At 37.9% G+C, this 22,086-nt stretch carries 20 protein-coding genes; 12 read left to right on the top strand and 8 right to left on the bottom strand.

The window, feature by feature from the left end:
• On the top strand, nt 1–192 hold a 192-nt coding region (locus Q0794_RS02280), incomplete at its 5' end, for a transposase (RefSeq protein WP_298939888.1).
• A gap of 9 nt (nt 193–201) precedes the next feature.
• Nucleotides 202–765, top strand: a complete 564-nt coding sequence (locus Q0794_RS02285; RefSeq protein WP_298939889.1) for a hypothetical protein — start codon at nt 202–204, stop codon at nt 763–765.
• A 145-nt stretch (nt 766–910) separates the two neighbouring features.
• On the opposite strand, the gene Q0794_RS02290 is transcribed toward Q0794_RS02285, so the two are convergent.
• The 3 genes from Q0794_RS02290 to Q0794_RS02300 all read right to left on the bottom strand — a co-directional run bounded on the left by Q0794_RS02290 (nt 911) and on the right by Q0794_RS02300 (nt 5,123).
• Nucleotides 911–2,128 carry a carboxynorspermidine synthase gene (locus Q0794_RS02290; RefSeq protein ID WP_298939890.1) on the bottom strand — a complete coding sequence of 406 codons (1,218 nt, stop codon included), beginning with the start codon at nt 2,126–2,128 and terminating at the stop codon, nt 911–913.
• A 104-nt stretch (nt 2,129–2,232) separates the two neighbouring features.
• Entirely contained in the window at nt 2,233–3,705 is a 1,473-nt protein-coding gene (locus Q0794_RS02295) for an aspartate aminotransferase family protein (protein WP_298939891.1), read from the bottom strand.
• Nucleotides 3,705–5,123, bottom strand: coding sequence for a diaminobutyrate--2-oxoglutarate transaminase family protein (locus tag Q0794_RS02300; RefSeq protein ID WP_298939892.1), 1,419 nt, complete (start codon nt 5,121–5,123; stop codon nt 3,705–3,707). Before Q0794_RS02300 ends, Q0794_RS02295 begins: the two co-directional genes overlap by 1 nt.
• A 594-nt stretch (nt 5,124–5,717) precedes the next feature.
• Here Q0794_RS02300 and Q0794_RS02305 point away from each other — a divergent pair.
• From Q0794_RS02305 to hpxO, 7 genes are all read left to right on the top strand, one after another.
• On the top strand, nt 5,718–6,443 hold the full coding sequence (locus Q0794_RS02305; RefSeq protein ID WP_298939893.1) for a response regulator transcription factor: 726 nt from the start codon (nt 5,718–5,720) through the stop codon (nt 6,441–6,443).
• 49 nt (nt 6,444–6,492) lie between these two features.
• Nucleotides 6,493–7,923, top strand: coding sequence for an ATP-binding protein (locus Q0794_RS02310; protein ID WP_298939894.1), 1,431 nt, complete (start codon nt 6,493–6,495; stop codon nt 7,921–7,923).
• Nucleotides 7,920–9,254, top strand: coding sequence for an ABC transporter substrate-binding protein (locus tag Q0794_RS02315; protein ID WP_298939895.1), 1,335 nt, complete (start codon nt 7,920–7,922; stop codon nt 9,252–9,254). Before Q0794_RS02310 ends, Q0794_RS02315 begins: the two co-directional genes overlap by 4 nt.
• 282 nt (nt 9,255–9,536) lie before the next feature.
• Nucleotides 9,537–10,190, top strand: a complete 654-nt coding sequence (locus Q0794_RS02320; protein WP_298939896.1) for a hypothetical protein — start codon at nt 9,537–9,539, stop codon at nt 10,188–10,190.
• 96 nt (nt 10,191–10,286) lie between these two features.
• Nucleotides 10,287–10,895: a LysE family translocator gene (locus Q0794_RS02325; protein WP_298939897.1), complete on the top strand. Its 609-nt coding sequence runs from the start codon at nt 10,287–10,289 to the stop codon at nt 10,893–10,895.
• A gap of 144 nt (nt 10,896–11,039) precedes the next feature.
• Nucleotides 11,040–11,546 carry a GNAT family N-acetyltransferase gene (locus tag Q0794_RS02330; RefSeq protein WP_298939898.1) on the top strand — a complete coding sequence of 169 codons (507 nt, stop codon included), beginning with the start codon at nt 11,040–11,042 and terminating at the stop codon, nt 11,544–11,546.
• Between the two features lie 635 nt (nt 11,547–12,181).
• Nucleotides 12,182–13,336: an FAD-dependent urate hydroxylase HpxO gene (hpxO, locus tag Q0794_RS02335; protein ID WP_298939899.1), complete on the top strand. Its 1,155-nt coding sequence runs from the start codon at nt 12,182–12,184 to the stop codon at nt 13,334–13,336.
• Nucleotides 13,337–13,508: 172 nt separating this feature from the next.
• Here the strand turns inward: hpxO and Q0794_RS02340 are convergent, their stop codons facing one another.
• Nucleotides 13,509–14,411: an HPP family protein gene (locus Q0794_RS02340; RefSeq protein WP_298939900.1), complete on the bottom strand. Its 903-nt coding sequence runs from the start codon at nt 14,409–14,411 to the stop codon at nt 13,509–13,511.
• 378 nt (nt 14,412–14,789) lie between these two features.
• On the opposite strand from Q0794_RS02340, the gene Q0794_RS02345 reads away from it, so the two are divergent.
• The 3 genes from Q0794_RS02345 to Q0794_RS02355 all read left to right on the top strand — a co-directional run bounded on the left by Q0794_RS02345 (nt 14,790) and on the right by Q0794_RS02355 (nt 16,426).
• Nucleotides 14,790–15,224 carry a hypothetical protein gene (locus Q0794_RS02345; protein ID WP_298939901.1) on the top strand — a complete coding sequence of 145 codons (435 nt, stop codon included), beginning with the start codon at nt 14,790–14,792 and terminating at the stop codon, nt 15,222–15,224.
• 92 nt (nt 15,225–15,316) lie between these two features.
• The gene (locus Q0794_RS02350; RefSeq protein WP_298939902.1) at nt 15,317–15,739 is read left to right on the top strand and encodes a GNAT family N-acetyltransferase; all 423 of its coding nucleotides are present in this window, start codon (nt 15,317–15,319) and stop codon (nt 15,737–15,739) included.
• Nucleotides 15,740–15,829: 90 nt separating this feature from the next.
• Complete coding sequence (locus Q0794_RS02355; RefSeq protein WP_298939903.1) at nt 15,830–16,426, top strand: DJ-1/PfpI family protein; 597 nt, start codon at nt 15,830–15,832, stop codon at nt 16,424–16,426.
• A gap of 145 nt (nt 16,427–16,571) precedes the next feature.
• On the opposite strand, the gene ptsG is transcribed toward Q0794_RS02355, so the two are convergent.
• The 4 genes from ptsG to Q0794_RS02375 all read right to left on the bottom strand — a co-directional run bounded on the left by ptsG (nt 16,572) and on the right by Q0794_RS02375 (nt 22,068).
• Complete coding sequence (ptsG, locus tag Q0794_RS02360; RefSeq protein WP_298939904.1) at nt 16,572–17,978, bottom strand: PTS glucose transporter subunit IIBC; 1,407 nt, start codon at nt 17,976–17,978, stop codon at nt 16,572–16,574.
• A 417-nt stretch (nt 17,979–18,395) separates the two neighbouring features.
• Nucleotides 18,396–19,784, bottom strand: a complete 1,389-nt coding sequence (dbpA, locus tag Q0794_RS02365; protein WP_298939905.1) for an ATP-dependent RNA helicase DbpA — start codon at nt 19,782–19,784, stop codon at nt 18,396–18,398.
• A gap of 123 nt (nt 19,785–19,907) precedes the next feature.
• Complete coding sequence (locus Q0794_RS02370; RefSeq protein WP_298939906.1) at nt 19,908–21,629, bottom strand: serine protease; 1,722 nt, start codon at nt 21,627–21,629, stop codon at nt 19,908–19,910.
• A 91-nt stretch (nt 21,630–21,720) separates the two neighbouring features.
• On the bottom strand, nt 21,721–22,068 hold the full coding sequence (locus Q0794_RS02375; protein ID WP_298939907.1) for an antibiotic biosynthesis monooxygenase: 348 nt from the start codon (nt 22,066–22,068) through the stop codon (nt 21,721–21,723).
• Nucleotides 22,069–22,086: the final 18 nt, after the last annotated feature.

A 22,086-nucleotide genomic window follows, 5' to 3' on the forward strand; every position in this document is an offset into this window, starting at 1 on the left:
CCGTACTCGCCAGAATTAAACCCGATAGAACAAGTATGGAGCTGGTTGCGTCAACATCATTTAGCTAATCGTTGTTTTAATGGCTATGAATCAATTGTGGATGCTGTTTGTGATGCATGGAATGACTTTGTAAGTGATAGTCAAAGAGTAATAAAAATGTGCACTAGGGATTGGATGAATCTGATCAGCTAATTAGGCGGAATGGTATTATTTACTGCTCAAAATATAGATGGAACATTCAGTAGCGGTGTAAATGATGATATTTATAATGCGAATGAGCTTGATTGGGAATGGAGTTCAATAGTTTCTTTAGACGGCGATGGAACATATGATTATTATTCATTTACCGCATTAGCAAACCAAAATTATATTTTTGATATTGACTATGGTATGCCAAATTTAGATGCTGAAATTGGTTTGTGGTCAATCAGTGATACTACTTCAGCTTTACTTGCTGATCAAGATGATAGTTGTGTAGAAAATGGAGTATCATTTTGTAGTATAGTAGATATTGGTTCAGTACATTCATATGATCCTAAATTCTCTTGGGAATCAAGCTCTTCAGGCCTTTATGTGATTGGTGTTGCTCGATACCCTACAAGTGCAACCGATAGTGGTTTTAATGGCAGTGCACCGATTTCAGGGGATGATTATACTTTGCAAGTTTCTCGAGATCTTGCCGTAAGTGTACCAGCTCCTGCTGGTGTTATGTTGTTTGTATTAAGCTTAATGGGGTTTGCCGCGACACGTAAAGTTAAAAAATGATATTCTAACTTTAGTATTGAATTAATAGAGACCCTTTATTTACAGGCGCATTTTAATTCTTAATGTAATAATTAAAAAATCCTGAATTCATATTCAGGATTTTTTATATTCTAGACAGAATTAATACTATTTATGTCTATTTTATTTATGCCGTTAATTCTAATATTTCCCAGCTAAGGCCAATTTTAGGCATTAATGCTAAGAAATGGTCTGGGTTCAGTTGTTCAACGTTATATAAGCCTTTATCGCTCCATTTCCCTTGGAAATAAAGTAACGCGGCGGTAATCGCTGGTACACCTGTTGTGTAAGAAATCGCTTGATGTTCTACTTCATTGTATGATTCTTTATGGTCACAAATATTGTAGATAAAGATACTTTTAGCAACGCCATCTTTTTTACCACGTAACCAAGTACCAATACAGGTTTTACCCGTATAACCAGGTGCTAGTGACGTCGGGTCAGGTAAAATAGCTTTTAATACTTTAAGCGGCTCAACGGTAATACCATCACAAGTGGTCACTGGTTTTGTATCTAACAAGCCTATAGTGCGCATTACGTTAAAGAAGTTTAAGTAACTGTCTGAAAAACCCATCCAAAATTCAATACGTTTAGCAGGAATAAACTCAGCCATAGAGCGTACTTCATCGTGCGCCATTGAATATACTTTTTGTTTACCAACAACAGGGAAATCAAATTCCATCATACGGCTATGACAAGGTACTTGGTTCCATTCGCCATTTTCGTAATAGAAAGAGTCGCCTTGAATTTCTAACATATTGGTTTCAGGGTCAAAATTAGTGGCAAACTTTTGTCCGTGATCGCCGGCATTCACATCCATCACATCGATACTATCGATCTCATCGAATAAGTGTTTATGAGCGTAAGTCGCAAATACACTGACGACACCTGGATCAAAACCAGCGCCTAAAATACCCGTGATGCCTGCTTCTTTAAAGCGGTCTGCAAAAGCCCATTGTGGATCGTACGCTTCTGGTACTTGTTGGCCTGGACTACAAAGATCCGTGGCAACAGAGGTATCTAGGTAAGCGGTTTTAGTTTGTACACACGCTTCCATAATCGCTACGTTCACCCAAGGAGGACCCGCATTAATGACTAAGTCAGGTTGTACTTGTTTAATCAAAGCAACTAACGCGTCAACATCATCGGCATTGATGACTTGCGCTGTGATATTTTTAGTGGTGTCTTTAAGGTTATTACGACCTTTGATTGACGTAATAATTTTTTCACATTTAGAAAGCGTACGAGAAGCGATAGTTATATCACCAAACACATCATTATTTTGAGCACATTTATGTGCGATCACCCATCCCACGCCACCGGCGCCAATTTGTAGTACAGACATTATCAATTCCTATTCTTTAATTCTTAATATTATTTTTTACTTAACTACTGCCTAATACACTAGGCAGTGTCAGTAATCTCAATGTAATAAACGTGTTGTATTGACTAATTTAATAGTTGTAGTGCTGTCTCTTCAATTTTGGCGATCAGTGAATCAAAATCACTGATGTGTAAACAAGGGTTTAATAAGGTAAATTTAAGGACTAATTGACCATCTACTTTCGTTTCCGCAATAACCGCTTCACCAGTGGTTAGCATGGTTAAACGTAATGTTTGATGCAATTTATTAAATTCAGCCTCACTTAAATCGCCTTGTAATAAAGGTGATAAGCGGAACAATACCGTCGATAATAATGGCGTACAGCATAATTCAAAGTGTTTGTTCTGTTCAAATTTGCTCGCCACTTCTTGCGTCAGTAATAAAAGGTAATCGTAAAACTCACCTAATTGCTTTTCGCCTACTGCTTTGAGTGTCATAAACATTTTTAAAGCATCAAAGCGTTTTGTGGTTGCAATGCTTTTATCGACTAAATTAGGTAATTCATCACCTTCACGATTCAGGTAATCTGCATGGTGTAGTAAGGTATTAAAATTAGCTTTATTTTTGATCAGTAGGGCGCCACAACTAATTGTTTGATAGAACAGCTTGTGGAAATCAACACTTACTGAGTCAGCTAACTCAATACCTTTAAGGCGAGACTTATGTTGCTCACTTAATTGTAATGCAGCACCGTAAGCCCCATCAATATGCGACCAACAACCCGCTGCTCGCGCAATATCGACAACAGCTGTTAAATCATCAATGGCACCATGGTCAGTTGTACCAGCCATACCGACAACGACAAAAGGTAATAAATCCTGCGCTTTCAAAGCATCGATAGTGAGTTGTAATGCTTGGACATCAATTTGTCCTTGTACATTGGTGTTAACTAAAACAACACTACGCTCGCCTAAACCCATTAAGGACGCTGATTTTTGTACCGTAAAATGACTTTTATCAGAACAAATAATACGCATCTTGTGTGCATACTCAGGTAAACCATCTTGTTGCACATCATGTTGAGAACGATTCGCTGCAAACCAATCACGCGCTAACAATAAGCCCATTAAATTACTTTGCGTACCGCCACTGGTGAATACACCGTCAGAGTGCTCACCTAGTTGATAGGTTTTGCATAACCAATCGACCATTTGCTGTTCTACATAAGTCGCAGCAGGAGCTTGATCCCACGAGTCCATCGATTGATTTAAGGCAGCAATAAAATGTTCTGCAACAATCGACGCAATGAGTGGCGGTGTATGTAAATGAGCAATAGTATGTGGATGCTGTACTAATAATGAGTTTTTAGCGATCAGCTCATTAGTACTTTCAATGACGTCTTGTAACGAAGCTGGTTGTGAAAAATCCACCGCATTAATTTGTTGTTTCAATAAAGCTGGCTCAAGCCCAGAGTAGGGTTTATCCGCATTTTTAAATAAACTATTAATAGCTTGTTGTGTTTGTGCCGTTGCTTGCTCAAAAGCTTGGTTTTCACCAAGCTGAGCAAAATAATGTGACCACTTATTACCTTGAGTCATTATTTAGCATCCACCGCAATTGCAATTGCAATCGCTTTTGCCATTGTTTCAGCAACAAAGTTGATTTGTACTTCACTGATGATTAATGGTGGTAAGAAGCGTAATACAGCGCCTTGACGTCCACCTTTTTCAATAATCAAACCTAACTCTAGCGCAGCACGTTGAATTTTAATCGCTAATTGAGGATCGGCTTCAGCTTGACCTAGTGAATTAAACTCACCTGGTTTAACAATTTCAATCCCGTTCATTAAACCACGGCCACGTACATCACCAATTTGAGGGAAATCCGTTTGAATTTGGCGTAATGCTTCACGTAATTGCTCACCGCGTTCAGCGGCATTTTTTGCTAAGTTATCACGTTGAATAATTTCTAATGTTTTTGCACCACTTGCCATTGCTAATTGGTTACCACGGAATGTACCCGTGTGTTCACCTGCATTCCAACAATCAAATTTATCATTGTATAAAATAACTGACATCGGCATACCGCCACCAATCGCTTTAGATAAAATAAGAATATCTGGTTCAATGCCTGATTCTTCAAATGCAAAGTGATCGCCACTACGGCCAATGCCACATTGTACTTCGTCAAATATTAACAAAATACCGTGTTCAGTCGTGATGCGACGTAGTTCTTGTAGCCATTTTTTCGGCGCAGGTATTACACCACCTTCACCTTGGATTGGTTCAACAATAATAGCAGCAGGTTTCGTAATACCTGATTCATCATCACATAACACAGATTCGATATAACGAATGCTTTGCTTAGCGCCTTCTTCGCCACCTAAACCGAATTTACAACGAAAATCATAAGGGAAAGGCATAAAGTGCACATCAGACATCAAACCAGTACGGCGGCTCTTAGAACCCAAGTTACCTGTCAAGGCTAATGCACCATTAGTCATACCGTGGTAAGCGCCTTGAAAAGACATCATGGTATTACGTTTAGTGTATAGTTTTGCTAATTTAATCGATGCTTCTACTGCGTCTGCGCCCGATGGGCCACAAAACTGAATACGTGCTGTTTTAGCAAAGTTAGCCGGTAAAAACTGCATCACTGCTTTAATGAATGCGTCTTTGCTTGGCGTTGTTAAATCTAACGTTTGGTAAGGAACACCTGTATTAATTTGGTTAATTAATACTTGGTTAATCTCACTGTGGTTATAACCCAACGGTAAAGCACCAGCACAAGCTAGACAATCAAGGTAAACCTGTCCTTTTGTATCTTCAATGATAGCACCACGACCGCTTTTGATAGCAATCGGTAAGCGACGAGGGTACGAACGCACTTCAGATTCATAATGCTCTTGGCTGAGTAACACTTCATCAGGTGTTAAATCATAAGGTGAAGTAATAACAGGTACTTCTGAATAGTTTTCTGCGTGACATTCTGGTGCTAAATTTAGGACGTTTGGCATTTTACGCTCCGCTAAATTGGAATAAATAAAGTAAATCATCCTATTTATAAAATATAAATAGGATCGATAAATAAGGGTAGCAATAATTGTAATTACAAGTAATCGTTAGTGAACTAGGGCTAGATGAATTGGTTAATTCAAGGTTCTACCGCACGTTCTCGACACTGTATTAAATACTGATCTTGGGGAGTAAAATAACGCTTGAGAGGTTTAGATGAATCAATGTAAGTGTGTTGCATTGTAATAAGCCTCCGTAATAATAAGTCGTTATAATAAAATAGTTGAATTGGAAAAACGCGCGCATTTTATCATCGTTATTAGTCAGTGCAAGCTTAAAAAACATCTTTATTTAAATTAAACTAAATGTAGGTAGTAACTAACTGATATTTATATTTTTATTGGTTTAATTGTTTGAATATTAATCTGAGAGGTTGTTGTTTAATCATGGTCATTTTGTCATGATTTTGCGCGCTGACTCGATACTTCAACATAAAACTATAACGAATAATGTCCGCTATAACTTATTTGCTTTAAAATAAGCGCCATAAATCAAAAAGGTTAAATGGTTAACTTTCAAGTGATAAGCGAGTCAGTGTGGACAATACAAAGCAAATATTAGTCGTTGATGATGATAAATCGATACGTGAATTATTATCTGAATATTTAGCAAAAGCAGGGTTTTCAATAATATCTGCCGAAGATGGTATTGAGATGACGTTGAAATTGAAAGATAACCAACCCGATTTAATTATTTTAGATGTAATGATGCCCGGTGACGATGGCTTTACTTTATGCCAACGTATTCGCCAAACATCAAATGTCCCGATTATTATGCTAACGGCTAACTCAGATGAAGTAGACAAAGTATTAGGTCTTGAGATTGGTGCAGATGATTATATTGCTAAACCTTTTAGCCCGCGTGAATTGTTAGCGCGTATCAAAGCGTTATTACGCAGAAGCAGCTTCATTAAAGATGAATCGACGCCCGCTAAACTACGTTATATTAAATTTGCTCAGTGGAAGCTAGATACGCAGCAACATAACTTAGAAACTGAATCTGGTGAAACGTTATCCTTAACGGGCGCAGACTACCAATTATTAATGTTATTTTTAAACAAACCTTATACCGCTATTTCGAGAGACCAAATATGCCAAGCACTGCACGGTCGTGATGCATTTGCTAACGAACGCGGAATAGACGTGCACCTAAGTCGTTTACGCCAAAGCTTAGGGGATAATGCTAAATTCCCTCAAATTATTAAAACAGTCCGTGGCGCAGGTTATACCTTTATTGCTGAAGTACAGCATTTAGCCCAATAAGTACTTTAGTTTTTAATCATCTATTTCAATGTGAAAATATCAGGCGTGTATGGCATATATTAGAAAGCTATTTGGTTCATTAATCTCTCGTATGCTATTACTGACCATTGTGTCAGTCGTTGTTGCACAAAGCCTCACCAGTATTTTTTGGGTGACACAGATTGCAGACAGTGAGAAAAATGTTGTATTAACCAATGCTGAAAACCTTGGTAATAGCGCTGTCAGTACCATTTCATTCTTTCAAAAACTGCCTAATACCTATCGTCATTTAGTGCTTGAGCAATTACGAGACTTAGGCGGCTCACGATTCTTTGTGTCACTTAACAAGCAAAGAGTCGATATTAACCCTATTAATGACAGTGAATTAAAGCAACAAGTACTCACTAATATAAAAAGCATTGTTTATAAAAAACTAGGGCAACACAGAACACTGTTGTTAGAGTTTTCAAGTCCTGATGATTTACATGTCATTAATAACAATATTTTACTTAAAGATTTGCCACCATCGTGGGGGGCTTATAACTTAATTATACCGTCAGTTAGTTCCCCTATTTTGGTGTTACAAATGGAACTGGCACAAGACGAATGGTTATATTTAGCAGCGGTATTACCTCCACCATACCTGTTAGATGATTTACCGGTTATTTCTGCGCAACAATTTGTATCTATCACCTTTACTACCTTGATTTTATTGGTATTGATTTACATCGCATTTCATTGGCAAACCAAGCCATTAAAAAACTTAGCCTCGGCTGTTGGTGAATTCAGTATTGATTTCACTAAACCGCCTTTACAAGAGAAAGGGGCCACGGAAATTATTGCTGCTACGCGTGCTTTTAACCACATGCAACAAAAGCTACAAAGTTATATTAAAGACAGAGAGGTACTGTTTCGATCAGTGTCTCACGATTTAAAAACGCCTATTACTCGCCTTCGACTTCGTGCTGAATTATTAGATGATGAAAAACAAACAGATGCCTTCAATGTCGACTTAGAAGACTTAGAAATGTTAGTGAAAGCGGCTTTACAAACAGTCAAAGACACTGATATTCACGAGAATATAGCCGACATTGATATTCAAAAATTATTATTACAAATAGTCGGTACTCAGCAAGACGTGGTGACTTTACATATTAATACGCACACTAATTTCAGAGGAAAACCACACGCCTTAAAACGGAGTTTATCGAACCTCATTGACAACGCTGTTAAGTATGGTGAAAAAGTCGATATCTATGTTAAAGATTCCGCACAATCGTTAGTCATCGTGATTAAAGATCAAGGTCCGGGCATTGCAGAGTCTGCGCTATCATCAATTTTCACACCCTATGTCAGGTTACATGATGATCAAGAAGGGCACGGTTTAGGTTTGGGTATCGCGCGTAATATCATTCAGGCACATGGTGGTGATATTCGCATATTTAATCATCCAAAAGGTGGGTTAGAAGTTTGCGTGGTTCTACCAAGGGCATACCGATGAAATATTACATAACTTGCTACATAGATTACATACGTCTCCACATAGCTTGCAACTCACTAATAAAGTTACTTGCCCCTTTTAACAAGGGCACTTTATCCATATTAACGCTATTTAGTTTAGGGCTTAGCTTTTCTAATCATGCACTTGCAGCCCCTTTTGAAGTATTGCATTGGTGGACAGAGCAAGGCGAGCTACAGTCTAAGCAAGTGCTCGTTGATCATTTAAAAGTTAACAATATTGAATTTGAAGACTTTGCGATTGTAGGCAGTGGCGGCGGCGGTGCCATACACGTTTTACAAATGCGCGCTTTATCGGGGAATCCACCTGAAGCCGCGCAAATTAAAGGACCCGATATCGCAGAATGGAACAACTTGAGCATGTTAGTTGGCATTAATGAATTGACCGATACCAGCGCTTGGCAGCAGTTTTTACCTAAGGTCGTGATTGACGATATTAGCGTTGATAACAACTATATGGCTGTGCCCATTAATATACACAGAGTGAACTGGTTATGGTTGAATACAAAAATATTTAAGCAATATGGTTTAGCAGCGCCAACAACTTGGAAGCAATTTTTTGCGACGGCGACGTTTTTAACCTCAAAAGGTATCAAACCTTTAGTATTTGGCGGAACACCTTGGCAAGATGCTTTATTGTTTGAATCGATTGCGATATCAGAGCTTGGCGCAGAACAGTATAAACAAGCGTTCGTTGAATTTAATCATGACGTGATCTCCTCACCAGAAATGGTTAATACCTTTAAACTATTTAAACGGTTTCATCGTTACGCAACACCCGAACAACAAGGCCAAGATTGGACTTGGTCTTCTCAGGCTTTCATTAATAATGAAGCGGCCATGCTATTTATGGGCGATTGGGTAAAAGGCAGTTGGACAGCAATGGGTAAAAAAGCGATGCAAGATTATCAATGTATCCCTGCACCTGGCACACAAGGCGTATTTAGTTACAATATTGATAGCTTCGTATTATTTAAAAAAGCCCACTTATCACCGGATCAACACAGCCAAAGCATATTCGTTGACACACTTATGTCACCCAGTTTTCAACAAGACTTCAGCCAACTAAAAGGCTCACTACCTGCACGTACCGATCTCGATTTGTCAGGTTTTGATGCCTGTTCTCAACTCTCATCGACTGACTTTAAACATGACAGTAAAGTACCGTCTTTCACTCAAAACATGGCCACCAGTAGCCATCAAAAAGCACAAATCATTCAATTGATCAGCGATTACTTCAATAGCGACTCATTAAGCGCAGAAGATGCCGTAAGGCAATTAGGCGTATTGGTGAAAGCCTTAACGTCTAAATAAAGAAAGTTAAATAAAGTAAGCTAAATAAGAGAGACGAATAAAACCTATATTAAATGATGTCGATAGTGCCGTATTTCAGCCTTGGATTCAGTTAATATGGAGCTATTCGGTCTATCTACATGATTAATAATTTAGACTTATATTTAACATGTTGATTAATTTGTTTTTATCGGTATTGTTTAATCAAATTTAAGTAAATTAGAAGGTTCTATTTATCCACTGGAAGCACGGATAAATTCTGTTTAATACACAGTTACGCTTTACTTAGCATTGGAGACCAAATTGTTCAAAAAAATAATTGCGATTAGTGAAATCTTTTTACTAGTAGTTGCATTAATTATTGGTGGGCTTTGGATACAAACACCCGAAGGAAACTATGAGCCTATTTTGGTATTTATAGGGTTTCTGCTTCTTGTTTTAGAAGTTGCTAGACGACAAATAAAACCTTCAGAGGAAGCTGATGTAGGCGAAAAGAATCGTCCAAGTAAGGATTATGATAGAAGGTATTTAGATCAACCTCACCAATGTCACTTTATTAACAATCTACCCAAACTTAAAAAAGTTGTAGAACAAAGCTCTCAAGAATTATGGGATAGTGGAATTACGGCTAATATGAGGCAAGGTAGCTACGATCTTATTAATTCTTTACAAGATTACTGGGTAAAATTATCCGAGTTTTTCCCGCCAGCGCATTTTGATGGTAAAGAGCCTAGAGAATACATATCTGAATATACTAAAAGCCGTTTTACATTTCACCGTGCAAACATGGAGCCTGATGGTGCTGGAACTGGCGGTTCAATCGTACATGTTATGTGTGGCGGTGACGTAATTGAGGATCTAGAGAAAATGATAGAAGAAACAGTCTGTATGTTATCGTTAAATTCTGACTCTATAGATTTTAAAGACTGGAAGAAACAGTGGCGTGGAAAAGCCTAACAAAATATTCCAAACGATAATAAATAGTTAGTTTTCAATTCTTTAACCAACTATTTTTTGCTTCTGAATAAGACGTTATACTTAAAGGTAATATTAATGGAAGATTATATTTTATTTGTAGCCATTGCCTCGGCAACTATTGCAAGTCCTGGACCTGGTGTCGTTTTGACTATAACAAACTCAATCAAAGATGGTTTTAGAGGAGCAATTTCTGGAATAATCGGTGTGGCTACTGCAATGCTTTGTATCGCTATAATATCTGCTACTAGTCTTGCTGCAATTCTTTCTACTTCTGCCTTAGCTTTTACTATTTTAAAATGTATAGGAGCAGCCTACCTCATTTATTTGGGTATAAAAATGTGGAGATCTTCTTCAAGCTCAAACATCAGTCCTAATAGAATAACTAAAAGTAATAAGAAAAAGTTCATCGAAGGTTTTCTAATTACATTATTGAACCCAAAACCTATTTTCTTTTTTATGGCTCTTTTTCCTCAATTCATAAATCCCAATCAAGCTTATATATTTCAGTTTCTATCATTAGCCATAACATTTAGCGTACTAGTCGTAATCATTCACTCTAGCTATGCATTGTTTGCTAAATCAGCAAGAGCTAAGTTATCAACACCAAAAGGAAGCCAAATTTTAAGCAAAGCGAGTGGTGCTTTTTACATGCTTTTTGGTGCTGGGCTAGCTACTGCGAAGTAATAGATATTACTACAGTCGTTTACGGGTAAGTAAAATAATAGGGGCAGCCTTGCCCTTTGCCTGTAGAGAAAACAATACCTGACTCGGTTATTCTCACCACCACATTAACTATAGCTATTTATTTAATTAACCTTTGGAAATGAAATGGACATTGTATCTCCATCAAGTAAATACAAAAGCAGTTATATCGAATACATTAAAGAGCTAGGTGATGAAGTGCGTTATCCATTTACGCTAGGTTTTGATTATGAAAATTTTGACGCTTTATTGGTAAAGTTAGATGACTTTGCTAATGGGGAAAACTTACCTGAAGGTAAAGTACCAAGCACCACTCTTTGGCTAATAAAAGATCAAGAAATTATTGGTGTCACTAACATTAGGCATTTTTTAAATAGCGACATTGAATATTGCGGTGGTCACATTGGTTTAGGTATTCGTCCATCTTATAGAGGTCAAAATTTCGGGTCTCTACTCATGAAAGAGTCGATTGATGTATTACATAAAATGGGCGTAAGCAATATACACATTCATTGTCATAAAACTAACTTACCCTCTGCTTTTACCATTATAAATAATGGTGGTGAACTTGATTCTGAAATAGTGTTAAATGACGGAATTGTTCAACGATATATTGTTAATAATATTGGATAACAAAAAACAGGACATCCTATCTTTTTGGATTAATATTTAAATGGAATCTATTTTTTAGTCATACCATTTTTATTGCGAGGGGGTGTAGTGGCTCAATCTAGACAATCCCAAGTATTACTGTCAGCAGTCGATGATTCAAGACATGCGCCATCTTGATTCAATCTTTAATCTCTCAATATCTGCGCTTATGCCATTATGTCCAATCACTACCATCTAGTGTTGTATCATTAATGAATTTGAAATTAATGCGTTAGTTTTGCGTAATAAACTTTTCTATTCATATCTGCTATAAAAATATCTTCACTTAACTTCATTTTAATAGACATTTACTTTCAATTTTTGAACTCTTTTAATCTGAATCCATGACGTAATGTTATTACGTCATATTGATTTTATTCTTTTATCACTCGCACCAAAATAGGATGCTTTTCTGCGTTAATCTGGTGCAACAACCCTAAGTCTTGACCAAACGGTTATGTCGAAGCTTGATATGCAAGGGTTGACTGAACTGGCATAGTGATTGCGTTGAAAGGTGTATAGCATTGGCAGGTTGTATCTTCTAGTGACAAAGGTTATTCATTATTGATGGGTAATATTTCAATCTGCTTGAATATTTTCATAAAGGATAAGAAATAATGAAAGCATTAATTATAGGCGCTGGAATTGGTGGTATGTCTGCTGCAGCGGCACTAAAAAAACAGGGTATTGAGTGTGAGATTTTTGAAGCGGTTAAAGAGATAAAACCTGTTGGCGCTGCTATTTCAATTTGGTCTAATGGTGTGAAATGTATGAACCATCTTGGCATGGGGTACATTATGGATAAGTTAGGTGGGCCAATGTTGAACATGGCATATCAAGACGGCAAAACAGCGGAAGTCATGACGCAGTTTAGCCTTGCTCCTTTAATCGAAGCTGTTGGTGAGCGTCCATGCCCTGTCTCTCGTGCAGATTTACAATCAATGATGATTGATGATTGGGGACGTGACAAAGTTCAGTTTGGTAAGCGCATTGAACGTGTTGAGCAAGATGATAAAGGGGTGACGGCTTATTTTGAAGACGGTTCTGTAGCACATGGTGATTTTATGATTGCTTCTGACGGAGTCAACTCTGTCGTGCGTGCTGATATCATTGGTTACAACTTAGAACGTCGTTACTCAGGTTATGTTAACTGGAATGGTTTAGTCGAAGCTGATGAAGCAATTGCACCTACAAAGCAGTGGACCATCTTTGTTGCTGATGGGCAACGTGTTTCAGTGATGCCAATTTCAGAAAATCGCTTTTATTTCTTCTTAGATGTTCCATTACCACTGGGGTTACCTGAAAATCGCGATACATTAAAAACTGATTTAAAAGGGTACTTTGCAGGATGGGCTGAACCTGTTCAGCACTTAATTGATGTGCTGGATCCTTCAACGACTAATCGTATCGAAATTCACGATGCTGAACCATTTGATACTTTTGTTAAAGGTCGTATTGCTTTATTAGGTGATTCTGCGCATCCTACAACGCCTGATATTGGGCAAGGCGGTTGCTCTGCAATGGAAGATGCTGTTGCGTTGGGCATAGCATTTTCTAAAACCAAAGAGATTGAAATCGCTTTGAAAGATTATGAACTTAAACGTAATGGACGTGCTAAAAACTTAGTATTAAAAGCGCGTAAACGTTGTGATGTGGTTCATGGTAAAGATATGAATATTACTGAAGCTTGGTATGCTGACCTTAGACAAGAAAAAGGCGACAACATCATGGCTGGATTAAAAGAAACAATATTGGGTGGGCCACTCGGTTAAGTTAGTGTTGAACCGTTAATAATGTTGGTCATACTTATTAAATGATCAGCGTTCATTTTTAATAAATCGACCCAAAATCGTGCTTGGGTCGTTTATTAGACGTTCATTAGTAATTTCTAGGCTTTACGTATAAAACCAATACACTTTCAATTTCTAATACATTCTTTATTACTTACTTTTTAGGGCGCATTTTTTCATTCGACCATTCAGCAAACTCTTGCAACGAACAGGTATCTGTCGTTCCTTTTCTATCACCGTCTGCGATTCGGTAAATCACTAGGTAACGAGAAGGGTCGTTATGTTCACGTCGGTCTATTACTTGCCGTACTGCCCATTGTCTTCCTGGTTTACTATTGGTATAGAAAGCACCTAGTTCAAGCACAAACTGTTCAATCAATTCTTCATGATAAATAGCATCGGCTAAATCAACAACGCGTTTGATTTGTTCATCACTTGCGTCGACCACCAGATCTGAACGTTTTATTGCTTCATGTATATGCTGCATTTTGATGCGACGCGTATCTGGGTGGTACCCAACACTTTGATAATGCATGAAGCTTTGTGGATAGCGCCTCCAGCTGAATAGGTTATTAAAAATCATAGCGATTAAAAACAATATACTGCAATTAATTAGCGTTGGCGTAATCACATACCAATAGCCGAGCCCGTGAATGGTAGGGCCGCCGATCACTGCTGCTAACGCTGTTGCACCGCCGGGTGGATGTAAGCTACGAGTGAGATGCATGACTAAAATTGATAGTGCAACGGCCACGGGAGCAGCGATAAGCATAGAGTCTATGAATGTTGCACAGGTCACCCCCACAATCGCGGAAAGAATATTACCTGCAAAAAAAGCCCATGGCGTAGAAAGCTGACCGTGCGGGACTGCAAAAAGCAATACCGCGGAAGCGCCCATCGAGGGCAAAATGGCGACGGAACCAGCATCTCCTGTAAAATAGATGGTTGCATAAAAACAACAAAAAATAGCTAACATACCGCCTATTGTTGCTACCGTCTTTTCAGAATTGACAACATTACTTTGTAACCCTAAAAACCGAATCACTTCCTTAATCATTTTATCTCGCTTATACATTTTATAATCATTTTGCACTTTACACTTAAGTTGTTATCTTAAAATAGTCAGCTTAAATAAGGTGGCAGAGTATATCGGTCGTGCCTCTTATAATAAAGTATTGAAAAATAACATTTTAAAAAACTGTAAAAGTTTCATTGAACATCGCTTTGTGAGATAGCATTTTTGAAAAGAGTGTTTCATGCTATTTTTTGAATTTATATTGGTAAAGGTGTTTTTCTATAAAAGAAAATAAATACTTGTCGCCACCATTCAAAATATTTTATAAAGTCTGGTTAAGCCATTCGACTTAAATGAATGCTATGAGTGTAATTAAAAGTGTAATTAAAAGTGTAATGAAGAGTGAAATGATGAGTAACTATGATAAATAAAACAATGTTGTTTATTGGGTTGTCCGTCGCAGTAACCTTAACCAGTGTTGTTAAAGCAGACACTATTTTTTCCTGTGAAACAGCTAACAATAAAAAAATCGAAGTTAAGGATCTAGGGAATCACATTGAGTATCGATTTGGACGACACTTAGAAAATCCGGAGTTGGTCTTATCTGTGCTTCGAGAGCAAGCTTCAACATGGCAATGGAACGGTGTTGGTCGAGAGATGGGGTATTCAGTGACTATTCCGAATGGAAAGATTAATTATATTGTGTTTGTTTCAATGGAGCGATTTACTGAAGAACATTCAATATCATCAGGTGTGATCATTGAAGATAATCAACAATTAGTGACAACCCTTTATTGTTTATCAGATACGTTAATCCAATCCTTAGAAGGTATTGACCTTAAAGAAAGTAATTGAGTGCATCTGAATTCAAGAACCGATAAAAGTAGTGTTTATTCATTTATGGTTGTATCGATATTATTTTATAACGGTTAACGGTAAGGAATATCATGGAAGTCTATTTATTAGCATCTAATGATGAGTTAGAAAAAGTAGCGCAAATCCTTTTACAGCTTCGCCCTCAATATGATCTTAAAGATTTACAAGCGCAAATAGAACGACAACAAGAGACGGGCTATCAAATCGCTTATGTAAAAAAAGAAGAAGAAATACTTTGTGTTGCAGGTTTTGTTGTTGGTGAAAAGTTAGCATGGGGTAAGTCTATTTATATTGATGATCTTGTGACTAATGAAGCATCTCGCTCAACAGGGGCAGGGTCTCTCCTCATTAACTGGTTGAAAAAATACGCTAAAGAAATGGGGTGCCAACAATTGCATCTCGATTCAGGTGTTCAACGTTTTTCCGCTCATCGATTCTACTTAAGAGAACGTTTCGATATTGTAAGTCATCATTTTACGACAACAGATATTTAACGGATTAAAATTCATTAGCAGACATGTTGAATCTGTGTTTTTGTTATCGATTGTAATACTTTCCTCACTTTAAGATAAATGGAGTTATCGATGAATATTGCTATTTTAACCTTTGAAGGTTTTAACGAATTAGATTCATTTGTTGCAGCAAGCATCATGAACCGCATGAAAGAGTTTGGCTGGAATGTACAAATAACCTGCCCATCAGAATCTGTTACCTCTATGAACGGCGTGACTGTACTTGCACAACAACCACTTGAATTCGCTAACAGTGCAGATGTTGTTTTGTTCGGTAGTGGATTACAAACTCGTGATATTTCAAAAGACCCTAGCATATTAAGCCGTCTATCTTTGAACCCTGAGAAACAATTAATTGCAGGGCAATGCTCAGGCGCGCTGTTGATGTCGGTGTTGGGGTTATTGGATGATATTCCTGCATGTACTGATTTAACCACAAAACCTTGGGTCATTGAGTCCGGCGTTGAGGTACTCAATCAGCCTTTTTTTGCAAAAGGCAATATAGCCACTGCTGGTGGATGTTTAGCCTCACAGTATTTAGCAACATGGGTCATTAGTAAGTTAGCAGATAAAAGCGCTGCAGAAGCGGCAATACATTACGTTGCATCTGTCGGTGAGAAAGATGAAACGGTTAAACATTGCTTATCGGTTGTCTCTGACTATCTCTAGTATTGAGTTTTTGTTTTGCACTTCAACATTGAATCTGCCAAACATGAAAAGGTAATCACTTTATTCTGCAGGTTGCATGAATTAATGATTACCTTTTTCTTTAATGGCTTTATTTAACTTAAGTAAGCTATTTTAATTAGCGTTTTTATTTAGCTAAATAAGCTTCCATATCTGTTTTTAAGTTGTCTGACTTAGTACCAAAGATAGCTTGGACACCGTTACCAGAAACAACAACACCTGCAGCGCCTAATTTTTTAAGACCCGCTTGATCAACTAGCGCAATATCATTAACGCTAATACGTAAGCGCGTAATACAAGCATCTAGATTATCGATGTTTGCTTTGCCGCCAAATGCTGCAACTAATGCAGAAGACATCTCTTCGTTGTTCAATACAACTGACGCTACTTGTTCTTCATCTTCACGACCTGGTGTTTTTAGGTTGAGTGCTTTGATGACGATACGGAATAGCGAGTAGTAAATCACCGCGTAGATAAGACCAATGATAATGAAGTACGTTATTTTTTGAGCGTTAGCTGATAGTACTAAGAAGTCTATCAAACCGTGTGAGAATGAGGTTCCGTGAACCATGCCTAACATGTTCGTTACAACAAATGCAGAACCCGCTAATAGAGCGTGAATAGCATATAAAACTGGCGCAACAAACATAAACGAGAATTCAATCGGTTCAGTAATGCCTGTTAAGAAAGACGTTAATGCAGCTGATGCCATGATGCCCATTACTTTGGCGCGATTTTCTGGTTTAGCAGAGTGTGCAATCGCAATCGCAGCAGCTGGTAGACCAAACATTTTGAACATGTAACCGCCAGCTAGTTGGCCAAAACCATTACCCGCTGCACGAGATGCATCATCAGCCGATAAGTAACATGTTAAGATGCCGTGTAGTTCTTTACCGTTAGCGTTAACACAATCACCTGCTTCGAAAAAGAAAGGGACATTCCAAATATGGTGTAAACCAAATGGAATTAATGAGCGTTCTACCACACCGTAAATACCAAATGCGACGGTTGGATTTTGGTGTGCAGCCCATTCAGAAAACGATGAGATAGCTGCGCCAATTGGCGGCCAGATAATGGATAGTATTGCGCCCGCAATAATAGCTGCAAAACCCGTCATGATCGGTACGGCACGTTTACCGGCAAAGAAGCCGAGATAATCAGGTAATGAAATATTATAGAAACGGTTAAACATGGCAGCAGCGATACCACCTGCAATTATCCCACCGAGTACACCGGTATTGGCGCCAGGTGCTAATGTTTCAATTGTTTGCATCATGATGTAATAACCAACCGCAGCAGCAAGTGCTGATACACCATCATTCTTAGTAAAACCAAGTGCAACACCAATGGCGAATAATAACGCCATATTACCAAACACAGCGCCACCTGCTTGTTCCATTAGTTGTGAAACAACATCAGGTAAAATACTAAATTTAGCGGCGCCGACACCCAATAAAATACCTGCAATAGGTAACACTGATACAGGAAGCATTAATGACTTCCCGACTTTTTGTAAACTTCCAAATATATTCATAACTCACTCCGTTGTGGTTTATTAGCGTTTGTTCGATTAACTCGATGGCGGCAGTGTAACGGTCATGATTTAGAAAAAATGATAAAATGCTCACATAAAAAAAGAAGTTACATTTACTTACAATTGCGGAAACATTTTTACAAAACATTACAAATTAGTGTTGGAAGGGTGGTTAAATCTGATCTATAGATGTTGAGCGTTGTATGCTTTTAGAGTTTAAAATCGAAATTGATATCGTATTAAAGTTAGGTTCACTTTTGAAACAAAAAGTAAGTCATGGTTAGCTTTAAAAAGGGGAGACGTTGATATTCATGTGTTAATAGTGAGTGGAGGGTTGTTATATATGAGTAGTCATTTTATTTATAAGGAAAGTACCAGTTTAATTTGATCAAATTAAACTGGTACTTGATTTTATATTTAACCTCTTACTACCATTACACGGAAGCTTCTGCCTTTCAGTTTACCTTCACTTAATTTTTTAAAGGCAATTTTAAGGTGCTCACGCTGTACTGCAACATAAGACCAATATTCAGACACTGCAATTTTACCGACTTGTTGGCCTGTAATACCATCTTGTCCTGTTAATGCGCCTACAATATCACCCGGACGAATTTTTTGCTTTTTACCGCCTTCAATACGTATGGTGATCATTTCAGAGGCTGCTGGTGGTGTCTCTAATAATGCATTATCTGGTAATGGACTTGGGCTGATATTACGGTCAAGAATATCTTCTAATAATTTGATTCTATGGTCATCTTTATTACTGTAAAAAGTAAATGCTAAACCTTTACTGCCAGCGCGACCAGTACGACCGATACGGTGAACATGCACTTCTTGGTCATGCGCAACATGGAAGTTAAATACTGCACTTAAGTTATCAATGTCTAATCCACGCGCCGCTACATCGGTTGCTACTAAAATACGGGCACTTTTATTAGAGAATCGAATTAATGCTTGATCGCGATCTTTCTGTTCTAAATCGCCATGAAGCGCAATCGCACTGTAGCCACGGTTTGCAAGCTCATCTGTTACTTCTTGTACTTCACGTTTGGTGTTACAAAACACCACACTCGATTCTGGCTGATGGCGGTTTAATAATAAACGTAACGCTATCATACGATCTTGGTTGTTTTGTACTGAGTAAAACGTTTGCTCAATGACGTTGTTATCGTGTGTTGCTTTGACGGTAACTTGCTTTGGCGCATTCATAATACGTTTTGCGATTTTTTCAATTTGCTCTGGGTAAGTTGCACTGAATAGCAAAGTTTGACGTTGTTTTGGACTATGTTCAATAATGCAATCAATCGCATCTTGGAAACCCATTTCTAACATGCGGTCTGCTTCATCAAGTACTAATACACTTAAATGTTCAAGCTTCAATGAACCTCTATTAAGGTGATCTTGAAGACGACCTGGCGTGCCTACAATAATATGTGCGCCATGCTCTAAAGAAGCTGCTTGTGGGCTTAGTGGTGTACCGCCGCATAACGTCATGACTTTAATATTATGAATCGAGCGTGCTAGTTTTCTGATATCTGCAGCGACTTGATCTGCTAATTCACGAGTAGGGCAAACAACTAATGATTGGATTCTGAATTGCTTAACGTTTAAGCGATGTAATATACCAAGCGTAAAGGCCGCTGTTTTACCGGAGCCCGTTTTGCCCTGTGCAATAACATCTTCTCCATTTAAAATTAATGGTAAAGATTGCGCCTGTATTTCAGTCATCTTTTGATAGTTTAAAGACTCTAAATTAGTTAAAAGACTTTTTGATAAAGGTAAGGTTGCAAAAGAGGTTTCACTCACGATAATAACTTCCTGATAGGCTGTAAAAATAGGGTGGTAATAATGGACGCTACCATAACAGTTTGTATGGTAGGTCACAAAAAATTGTTAGTAGTATAGCGTTAAATTCGCTTTAAACTTGGATTATTTACTACTAACAAGAGAAAGCCTGAATAACGGCTGTTTAAATGCGCTGACTATCAGTAATAAACATAAAGTCCACCAGTGTAAACTACCGCCACCGCTACTGCTACTACTGGAGATTACTGTTGTGGTGTCTATAGCCGGCAATTCTGTTCCTGTGTTTGTGGATGATTCATTAGTATCAGTTATGCGGACATTATGTAAAAAGGCCGCATCCAAACCAGTACTGATACTTCCATCTTTAGTATATCGCCAAGTAATCACTGTATTTGCGCCTGTTATTTGATAGCTTTCTGAAATGAAATCTTGCGATCCGGAAATGCTATCCATCGCGATGCCATTAATAAACAAGGTTAAAAAATCATATCCTGCTTCCGAGCTTGTTGCCCAATCGAAAGAGAGTATCCAATCACCTGAAATAATAGTGGTTATTTGTGTTGAACCATTATCGCTAATAGAAGGGGATTGAAGGTAGCTATCATCTTCTGAAAGTAACCATGGTTGTGAGTTTGATTGATACCAGGTTACATCGGCATTATCTATAAAAGTTATTTCATTCGCATTTACACTTTTCATTCCCCTTGCTGCAATTTCAATTGTTGAGTCTGAAACAGCATCGTCATTGGTTGTTACGAAGAGGGTCGTTGTATCGGTTTGATAAGCGTCTGGAGTATAGTCAAAGCTAATTGTACAAGTGTTTTTTGCTGCTAAATTAGCGCATTCGGTTGTCTGTAGTGAAAATTTTGTGTTATCAGATAAAGAGAAATCAGGTGAAATGGTATTCTCAGAGTTATTTTCAATGGTGATACTAAAACGTTTTGATTCATTGATATCCGCTACAAAATAATCGGTGCCATAAACACTGCTTACGCCATTTATTTGCGCGCTAATCCATTCTGTATAATTAGCAACTTTAGTATAAACCCCTGGATTATTAGGAGCTGCACAACCAAATCCAAAGCTGACAATACCGATTTGTTGTGTTTCATTTTGGTCTATTGATTCTACAACTAATGGACCACCGCTATCACCTTGACATGAATCGAGGCCACCATTTGCAATATCTCCTGCACATATCATGTTATTAGTGAAAGGGCCTTGATTACCATTGAAACGGTTGAGGCTAGATTCACATGTGTCTGTAGAGAGTAGCGGAAGCGATACTGCATTTAAAATGTCAGGGTATATTGGGTCTACATCATCTTCATCAGATGAGTATCCAGCCGTTGACCCCCAGCCAATAGCCGTTGATATTATGGTGTCAACGTCAGTAAATTCTGATGTTTCTAAACTTGATAATATCGCAATTGTTGTATTAGTCACAGGCGTTGATAGTTTAATGAGTGCAATATCATTATCTAAACTAGCTGAATTAAAATCAGGATGAATAATTATTTTATCTATGCTGGTAGAGGTTGTTTCAGGATAAGATGATAAGTCGTACTCACCAATTGTTGCTACTATATTGTTTGCTGTAACATCTTCCATGCAATGTGATGCTGTTAATACCCATTGTTCATCGATTAAAGAGCCGCCACAAAAATGGTTTTCTGTGTTTGCTGTTTTAATGCTCACAATCCATGGATAAGTTGATTTATCGGCGACTTCGTTACCGCCTATAATACGTGTAGATAATTGCTGCGACTCTTCTGCAAATGCGTTAATCGATATGATTAATAAACATGAGAAAGTAAGCTGCTTAGCAAATGTTGTGTTATTCATAATATCCCTATTAAATAAAATCCGTTTAAGGTGTTATTGGTGACTCTTAGTTTTTATATGTGAAGATGATGGTTAATATTCTCTCTATAACTTATACGTTTGGGGCATCATAGTGAGCGGGTTGATCACTATAAACACAGACATTGTGTGCTTCAACTAAACCGTCTTCAGCAACACATTGTTGTTCAAAAAATGCGACAATTTCTTTGCGTTGGCAGTGTGCCTCAAACGCCGCTTTACTTGCCCAAATTTCATTAAATACTAAAGGGAAACTTTCCCCTGTCGCAAAGTCACTTTGTACGTGACGGGTGGCTAAATATTGAATACAACCATCTTCACGTTGTGAATTAGGTTCAAGTGATTGTAATATTTTAAATAATGCGTTTTCTTGCCCTGGTTTAGCTCTAAACATTGCAATGCAGTAAACTTTTTGTGACATGTTATTTTCCTCATAAAA

This window comes from uncultured Psychromonas sp. (genome assembly GCF_947489755.1).
GTDB lineage: Bacteria > Pseudomonadota > Gammaproteobacteria > Enterobacterales > Psychromonadaceae > Psychromonas.

Bases quoted from the DNA above. Each gene is read 5' to 3' on its own strand.
- Q0794_RS02285 (WP_298939889.1), top strand. From the start codon at position 202: ATGGTATTATTTACTGCTCAAAATATAGATGGAACATTCAGTAGCGGT.
- Q0794_RS02290 (WP_298939890.1), bottom strand. From the start codon at position 2,128: ATGTCTGTACTACAAATTGGCGCCGGTGGCGTGGGATGGGTGATCGCA.
- Q0794_RS02295 (WP_298939891.1), bottom strand. From the start codon at position 3,705: ATGACTCAAGGTAATAAGTGGTCACATTATTTTGCTCAGCTTGGTGAA.
- Q0794_RS02300 (WP_298939892.1), bottom strand. From the start codon at position 5,123: ATGCCAAACGTCCTAAATTTAGCACCAGAATGTCACGCAGAAAACTAT.
- Q0794_RS02310 (WP_298939894.1), top strand. From the start codon at position 6,493: ATGGCATATATTAGAAAGCTATTTGGTTCATTAATCTCTCGTATGCTA.
- Q0794_RS02315 (WP_298939895.1), top strand. From the start codon at position 7,920: ATGAAATATTACATAACTTGCTACATAGATTACATACGTCTCCACATA.
- Q0794_RS02325 (WP_298939897.1), top strand. From the start codon at position 10,287: ATGGAAGATTATATTTTATTTGTAGCCATTGCCTCGGCAACTATTGCA.
- Q0794_RS02330 (WP_298939898.1), top strand. From the start codon at position 11,040: ATGGACATTGTATCTCCATCAAGTAAATACAAAAGCAGTTATATCGAA.
- hpxO (WP_298939899.1), top strand. From the start codon at position 12,182: ATGAAAGCATTAATTATAGGCGCTGGAATTGGTGGTATGTCTGCTGCA.
- Q0794_RS02340 (WP_298939900.1), bottom strand. From the start codon at position 14,411: ATGATTAAGGAAGTGATTCGGTTTTTAGGGTTACAAAGTAATGTTGTC.
- Q0794_RS02345 (WP_298939901.1), top strand. From the start codon at position 14,790: ATGATAAATAAAACAATGTTGTTTATTGGGTTGTCCGTCGCAGTAACC.
- Q0794_RS02350 (WP_298939902.1), top strand. From the start codon at position 15,317: ATGGAAGTCTATTTATTAGCATCTAATGATGAGTTAGAAAAAGTAGCG.
- Q0794_RS02355 (WP_298939903.1), top strand. From the start codon at position 15,830: ATGAATATTGCTATTTTAACCTTTGAAGGTTTTAACGAATTAGATTCA.
- ptsG (WP_298939904.1), bottom strand. From the start codon at position 17,978: ATGAATATATTTGGAAGTTTACAAAAAGTCGGGAAGTCATTAATGCTT.
- Q0794_RS02370 (WP_298939906.1), bottom strand. From the start codon at position 21,629: ATGAATAACACAACATTTGCTAAGCAGCTTACTTTCTCATGTTTATTA.
- Q0794_RS02375 (WP_298939907.1), bottom strand. From the start codon at position 22,068: ATGTCACAAAAAGTTTACTGCATTGCAATGTTTAGAGCTAAACCAGGG.